This window comes from Deltaproteobacteria bacterium RBG_16_64_85, assembly GCA_001798885.1.
Taxonomy (GTDB): Bacteria; Desulfobacterota; Deferrimicrobia; order Deferrimicrobiales; family Deferrimicrobiaceae; genus FEB-35.
The window spans coordinates 1-6343 of sequence record MGQW01000037.1 but is presented as its reverse complement, the minus strand read 5'-3'; the positions used below and the strand labels follow the sequence as shown (position 1 = coordinate 6343).

8 protein-coding genes and 1 pseudogene (1 of these 9 cut by a window edge) are annotated in these 6343 nt (G+C 60.9%); 8 read left to right on the top strand and 1 reads right to left on the bottom strand.

Going from position 1 to position 6343, the window contains the following annotated elements; all coding sequences use genetic code 11:
• The 5 genes and pseudogenes from A2Z13_03915 to A2Z13_03895 all read left to right on the top strand — a co-directional run.
• A pseudogene (locus A2Z13_03915) lies at positions 1 to 65 on the top strand (hypothetical protein); it begins 952 nt to the left of the window's first position.
• Positions 66 to 114: 49 nt separating this feature from the next.
• Positions 115 to 1287: a cystathionine gamma-synthase gene (locus tag A2Z13_03910; GenBank protein ID OGP79411.1), complete on the top strand. Its 1173-nt coding sequence runs from the start codon at positions 115 to 117 to the stop codon at positions 1285 to 1287.
• On the top strand, positions 1268 to 2437 hold the full coding sequence (locus A2Z13_03905; protein OGP79410.1) for a cysteine desulfurase NifS: 1170 nt from the start codon (positions 1268 to 1270) through the stop codon (positions 2435 to 2437). Before A2Z13_03910 ends, A2Z13_03905 begins: the two co-directional genes overlap by 20 nt.
• Positions 2438 to 2477: 40 nt before the next feature.
• Entirely contained in the window at positions 2478 to 2768 is a 291-nt protein-coding gene (locus tag A2Z13_03900) for a molecular chaperone DnaJ (GenBank protein OGP79409.1), read from the top strand.
• Positions 2765 to 3469 carry a hypothetical protein gene (locus A2Z13_03895; GenBank protein OGP79413.1) on the top strand — a complete coding sequence of 235 codons (705 nt, stop codon included), beginning with the start codon at positions 2765 to 2767 and terminating at the stop codon, positions 3467 to 3469. The genes A2Z13_03900 and A2Z13_03895 overlap by 4 nt, the downstream gene beginning before the upstream one ends.
• Positions 3470 to 3573: 104 nt before the next feature.
• On the opposite strand, the gene A2Z13_03890 is transcribed toward A2Z13_03895, so the two are convergent.
• Entirely contained in the window at positions 3574 to 4626 is a 1053-nt protein-coding gene (locus A2Z13_03890) for an arsenical-resistance protein (GenBank protein ID OGP79408.1), read from the bottom strand.
• A gap of 85 nt (positions 4627 to 4711) precedes the next feature.
• Between A2Z13_03890 and A2Z13_03885 the strand changes: the two genes are divergently transcribed.
• The 3 genes from A2Z13_03885 to A2Z13_03875 all read left to right on the top strand — a co-directional run.
• The gene (locus A2Z13_03885; GenBank protein OGP79407.1) at positions 4712 to 5143 is read left to right on the top strand and encodes a hypothetical protein; all 432 of its coding nucleotides are present in this window, start codon (positions 4712 to 4714) and stop codon (positions 5141 to 5143) included.
• Between the two features lie 15 nt (positions 5144 to 5158).
• Complete coding sequence (locus A2Z13_03880) at positions 5159 to 5395, top strand: hypothetical protein (protein ID OGP79406.1); 237 nt, start codon at positions 5159 to 5161, stop codon at positions 5393 to 5395.
• Positions 5396 to 5459: 64 nt separating this feature from the next.
• A partial coding sequence (locus tag A2Z13_03875) for a hypothetical protein (protein OGP79412.1) occupies positions 5460 to 6343 on the top strand: 884 nt, incomplete at its 3' end.

Sequence of the window (6343 nt, the reverse complement as noted above, 5' to 3'; positions counted from 1 at the left end):
TCACCCAGTTCGGACAGCTCGACAAGGACGACAATCTGTACCTTCGATTGCGGGCCAGCTATTAAGGAGGGTCGATGGACCGGAAAATCTTCGAAGTCTTATGAAGGAGGATCAATGAAGAAGAATTACGATCTTTCCACACGGTGCGTACATGCAGGGGAGGTAAGAGACGCCGAGGGATCCCCGCACACGCCGATCTACAACACCACCACCTTCGGGTTCCGTTCTACGGCCGATCTCCTCGACGTGGTGGAAGGGAGACGCCAGGGGAACCTCTACACAAGGTACGGCTTGAACCCGACGATCAGGAGCGTGGAGGCCAAGCTCGCAAGCCTGGAAAACGCGGAGGCGGCCCTCGTGTTCGCCTCGGGCATGGCGGCGGAGGCGGCGCTCTTTTTCACCCATGGCCGGGAGGGGATTGTTTGCCTGGGGAACGCATACGGCGGCACACTGGCATTGCTCACCGATCAACTGCCCCTTGTAGGGATACCGACAACCCTGCTCCTGGGAGATGAGGTAGGGAAGCTGGAGGAAGTTCTGAAAGAGGGGCAGAGCCTTGTCTTTTTTGAAACCCCCACGAACCCGACGATGGAGATCTTCGACATAAAGGAGATCGGTAGGCTTTCCCACACGTACGGCGCCCTCGTGGCCGTCGATAACACCTTTGCCTCGCCCATCAACCAGCAAGTACTGGCTCTCGGCGCGGATATCGCCGTCCACAGTGCCACCAAGTACCTGGGAGGCCACAGCGACCTGACAGGTGGGGCTCTCATGGGGTCGAAGGAGCGGATCGAACCGGTTGCACCCTGGCGGAAGAACCTGGGACAGATGATGGCTCCGGAAGTCGCCGCACTTCTGTCGAGGAGCCTGCGGACGCTCCCCATTCGCGTGGAGAGGCAGAACAAGACCGCGCAGGCCGTTGCGGAAGCGATGAGAAACCATCCGAAGGTCGTCAGGGTCCTTTACCCGGGGCTGCCGGATTTCCCGCAGCACGATCTGGCGAGATCCCAGATGTCCGGATTCGGGGGGATGCTGACCGTGGAGATCGACGGGTCGGATAAAGACGCAACGAAGGTCGTCGACAGCCTTGAGCTTTTCATCATTGCACCGAGCCTCGGTGGTCCGGAAAGCCTTGCGACTCAGCCAAAATCCACCACTCACCACGGGCTGGCACCGGGAGAACGGCTGAAGAGAGGAATCACCGATTCCATGATCCGCTTCTCTATAGGAATGGAGGCGGCAAAGGATCTGATCGAAGATCTGAACAATGCCCTGGAGAACGTTTGATGGTTTTTTTTTCGAAGAAGGGGGTGAACCCGTGAGTCGACATATTTACCTCGACTTCAACGCCAGTACCCCGATTGCCACGGAAGTGGTCGAGGCGATGCGGCCGTTCCTGACCGATCATTACGGCAATCCGTCCAGCCTCCACTGGGCGGGAGTCCCGGCGAAGGACGCCGTGGAAAGAGCCAGGGGGCAGGTGTCGGGGCTTTTGGGATGCGACTCCACGGAGGTCGTCTTCACCAGCGGCGGCAGCGAGTCGAACAATCACGCCATCAAGGGGATTTTCTTCGCCGTCCGGAACAAGGGGGACCACATCATCACGACCGCCGTCGAACATCCCGCAACGACCAACCCATGCCGGTTCCTGGAAACGCTCGGGGCAAGGGTGACGGTCCTCCCGGTGGATCGGTGTGGGATGGTGGACCCGGAAGACGTGAGGCGGGCGATCGCGCCCAGGACGATCCTCATCACGGTGATGCACGCCAACAACGAAGTGGGCACGATCGAGCCGATCCCCGGGATTGCTGCAATCGCCCGCGAGACCGGGATTCCGTTTCATACAGACGCCGCCCAGTCCGTTGGGAAGATTTCAACCGACGTTGAAGAGCTGGGCGTGGATCTGCTCTCGGTCGCCGGCCACAAAGTCTACGCGCCGAAGGGGATCGGGGCGCTCTACATCCGGGAGGGGACGAAAATCGAGCCGTTTGTCCACGGCGCGGGGCACGAGGCCGGCCGCAGGGCGGGGACGGAAAACGTCCTTCTGGCCGTGGCGCTGGGGGCGGCCTGCGAGGCGGCGAGAAAATGGGGCGGATTGCCACAACTTCGCGTGCTGCGCGACCGGTTCTGGGAAGGGCTTAAAAATATCTTCGGCGAGAGGGTGACGCTCAACGGCCATCCGACGGAGCGGCTGCCCAACACGCTCAATGTCAACTTCGTCGGCCGTGTCGGCGCGGAGGTCCTCGCATCGCTCTCCGGGGTGGCGGCCTCGACGGGGTCCGCATGCCATGCCGGCTCTGTAACCCTTTCTCCGGTTCTTGCCGCGATGGGTGTTCCTCCCAAGGAAGGGATGGGAGCAGTCCGGTTCAGTCTCGGCCGGACGACAACGTGGAACGAACTGGAAGAGGTCCTAGACCGGCTTAGGTCGAATTCGTAGTGGGTCGGGGAGGAACAAAACGGCATCGGGGAGAAGGTACATGACGTATGAGGATCTGAAAGCCGCGCTTCGCGTCTTCGGGCTCGGCGAACGCGCCACTCTCCAAGAAATCAAGACCCGCTATCGGGATCTGGCGAAGCGGCATCACCCCGATTGCGGGGATAGGGAGGATACGGAGGAGATTTACCGGGTGAACGAGGCCAACCGGGTAATTCTGGAGTATGTGGAGTCTTACCGCTATTGCTTCTCGGAACGGGAGTACCTGGAGCAGAATCCGGAGGAGCAGCTCCGGAGGCGGTTCATGGCCGATCCGCTGTGGGGGAAGGGCTGACCGGTTTCGGTCCCATAGCCGAGGCATACGACCGGTGGTACGAAACGCCGGAAGGGAAAGACATCTTCAACGCGGAATTGAAATGTCTTCGCTCACTTCGCGGGCAGGGTCACGGTCAATGGTTGGAAGTGGGTGTCGGCACGGGTCGATTCGCCCGCTCGCTCGGGATTGCCAAAGGAATCGATCCTTCACCGCGAATGCTCGAGATCGCGGCGAGCCGCGGCATCGGAACCTATGAGGGAAGCGCCGAAAACCTTCCCTTTCTGGAGAGCTCATTCGACGGAGTTCTCATGGCGCTGACGCTCTGTTTCGTTGCGAACGCCGAACAAGCCCTGAAGGAATGCCGGAGGGTACTGCGTCCCGACGGACGGTTTCTCCTCGGGACCGTACCTGCCGACAGCCCTTGGGGCAGAGAATACATCGAAAAAGCCTCCAAAAATCATCCTGTCTATGCGCTGGCCCATTTCCGAACAGCGGCTAAGACCGTGGAATTGGCCCAAAACGCCGGATTCGCGCTCATCCTTGCTGCGAGCACGATTTTCTGGAAGCCCGGTGAAGAACCCCGGCCGCAACCACGAGTCGAAAAAGGGATCGTCTCGGAGGCGGGATTTGTAGGATTGCTCTTCGAGAAAAGCTCCCGGAAATCGTCAAGTGGCAATGACTCGGAGGGCGAAGTGGGCCATCCCAATCAATGGTTTTGATCGAGATGACCATCTTTCAAATGATAAAACGCGTGACCCCGGAGACCCTTTACCGCAGCGTGGAATGAACTGGAGAAGGTTCTGCAAATGCTTGCGAAAATCGATTAGCCGACGGGAAACCAGTGCCGGGTGCGGTTGCAGAAGGAACACACGGAGAGCATCACCGGCACCTCCACGAGGACGCCGACCACGGTGGCAAGCGCGGCCCCCGATCCGGGTCCGTAGAGGGCGATCGCCGTCGCCACCGCCAGCTCGAAGAAGTTGCTCGCCCCGATGAGAGCCCCCGGAGCGGCCACGCTGTGGGGTACCTTCAGCCACTTCATCAGTCCGTACGCCAGGGAGGAGTTGAAATACACCTGGATCAGGATCGGGATGGCGATCAGGACGATGTGGAAGAAGCGCGTGGTGATGTTGTCCGCCTGGAAGGCGAAGATGCAGATCAGCGTGGCCAGCAGCGCCAGGATGCTGACAGGGTGGAGGACGGAGACGAATCGGTCGAACCACGCCTGCCCTCTGGTCCGGATCAGAATCCCCCTGGAAACGACCCCTGCCGAAAGCGGAATGACGATGAAGAAGATGACCGAGTACAGCAGAACGATGAACGGGACCGTGAGAGAGGACGCCCCGCGGACCAGGAGCGTCACGATCGGTGCGAACAGGACCAGCATGATCAGGTCGTTGACCGACACCTGCACGAGGGTGTATGCGGGGTCCCCTTCCGTCAGGTGGCTCCATACGAAAACCATGGCCGTGCAGGGGGCTGCCGCCAGGATGATGACCCCCGCCACGTACTGGTCGGCCAACTCCGGGCCGATCCAGGGGAAGAAAACGTGCTTGAAGAAAAGCCACCCGATGAAGGCCATCGAGAACGGCTTGACCACCCAGTTGACGAAGAGGGTGACCATGAGCCCCTTGGGCTTCTTGCCAACTTCCAGGATCGAGGAGAAGTCCACCTTGAGCATCATCGGGTAGATCATCAGCCAGATGAGCACGGCGATGGGGATGTTGATCTGGCTCCCCTTTCCGAACTCCAACGACCGGATTGCGCGGATGGCGTCGGGAAACGCCTTGCCCAAAAATATCCCCGCCAGCATGCAGAAGGCCACCCAGAGGGTCAGGTAGCGTTCAAAGAGGTTGAGGGATTTTTCTGCTTTCATGGTTTCCCGATCTGGGAGCATTGATTTGAAATTAGAGGTTATGCTATTATGTCATATCGTCAATTGTCAATGTAAAGGAGGCCGCATGTCGCTCCGGGATTACGAGAGGGTATTGAAATCCGTGGCCGACCCGACCCGGGTCCGTATCCTGAAGCTCCTGGAAAGCGGCGAGATGTGCGTCTGCCAGATCATCGCCATCCTCGAGTTCAACCAATCCACGATCTCGAAGCATCTCTTTCTCCTCAAGTTGGCCGGACTGGTCAAGGAGCGGCCGGAGGGAAAGTGGGTGCATTACTCCCTTGACGGTTCCGGCGGCTCCCTTTACGCCAGGAAGATGCTCCGGTCCTTGAAGGGGTGGCTCAACGACGACCCGGTGATCGGGAAGGACCGGAAACGGGGGGCGATCGCCCGGGAGGTGGGGCCGATGGGAATCTGCGAGCGGGGGATGACGCTTCCGGCTCGCCGGGCGGCGGCATGCTCCCCCGCCCCCCGGAAAGAAGCGGTCGTTTCGAAATAACAGCTGGAGGAACGCATGAAGATCGCCATCCTGGGTACAGGCTGCTCCAAGTGCAAACAAACCGTCGAGGTGGTCCGCCAGGCCGTCCTCCAGGCCGGCGTGGATGTCTCCATCGATAAGGTCGAGGACATCCAGGAGATCATGAGGTTCAAGGTGATGAGGACGCCGGCGGTGGCCATCGACGACAAGGTGATGATTTCCGGCAGGGTCCCGACGATAGCGGAGGTCAAGTCGCTCCTGGTGCAGGCATAACGGGAATCGCGAGGACGTCATGAGCGATTGCTGCGGAAAGGGTCCGGCGAGCGCGGGAGAAACGTTGACCGCGACGATCCGATCCGGTGCGAAGGAGACGGCGAGGTCCCTCGGAACCGGGTTGCTGGCGCTGGGAATCTGGTGGCTGGTCTACCTGGGGCTGGACCCGTTCGCGAAGTGGGTCACATTTTCCCTCCTGACGATTCCGCCTGGGTCGCTCCTGGCCTCCGCCGTGGGGTTCTTCGTCTTCGAGGCCCCGAAGGTCCTGATGCTCCTGACCCTGGTGGTCTTTGCAGTGGGGATCGTCCGGTCCTTTTTCACCCCCGAGCGGGCGCGGCGCATTCTTGCGGGGAAGCGGGAGTCGGCGGGAAACATACTGGCGGCCCTGCTCGGCATCGTCACCCCCTTCTGCTCCTGCTCCGCGGTGCCGCTTTTCATCGGCTTTGTTACCTCCGGTGTCCCGCTGGGCGTGACCTTCTCCTTCCTGATCTCGGCACCGATGGTGAACGAGATCGCCCTGGTGCTCCTCTACGGCCTGTTCGGATGGAAGATCGCCGCGATCTACGCGGGAACGGGCCTGTGGATCGCCATGGTCTCCGGGTGGGTCATCGGCCGCCTGGGGATGGAGAAACACGTCGAGGCGTGGGTCTATGCCGCATCCGACGATGGAAATGGGGGCGAGGGGGAGGTTCGCCCGACCTGGCGGGAGCGTGTCGATTACGGCCTGGACGCCGTCCGGGACATCGTCGGGAAGGTGTGGCCTTACGTGCTCGCCGGGATCGCCGTCGGAGCCGCCATCCACGGGTACGTCCCGGAGAACTTCATGGCCGGGATCATGGGGGCCAGCGCATGGTGGTCGGTTCCGCTGGCGGTGCTGATCGGGATTCCGATGTACTCCAACGCGGCGGGCATCATCCCCGTCGTGCAAGCCCTCCTTGGCAAGGGGGC

Coding starts and splice junctions, on each gene's coding strand:
- A2Z13_03910 (OGP79411.1), top strand. CDS start 115: ATGAAGAAGAATTACGATCTTTCCACACGGTGCGTACATGCAGGGGAG.
- A2Z13_03905 (OGP79410.1), top strand. CDS start 1,268: ATGCCCTGGAGAACGTTTGATGGTTTTTTTTTCGAAGAAGGGGGTGAA.
- A2Z13_03900 (OGP79409.1), top strand. CDS start 2,478: ATGACGTATGAGGATCTGAAAGCCGCGCTTCGCGTCTTCGGGCTCGGC.
- A2Z13_03890 (OGP79408.1), bottom strand. CDS start 4,626: ATGAAAGCAGAAAAATCCCTCAACCTCTTTGAACGCTACCTGACCCTC.
- A2Z13_03885 (OGP79407.1), top strand. CDS start 4,712: ATGTCGCTCCGGGATTACGAGAGGGTATTGAAATCCGTGGCCGACCCG.
- A2Z13_03880 (OGP79406.1), top strand. CDS start 5,159: ATGAAGATCGCCATCCTGGGTACAGGCTGCTCCAAGTGCAAACAAACC.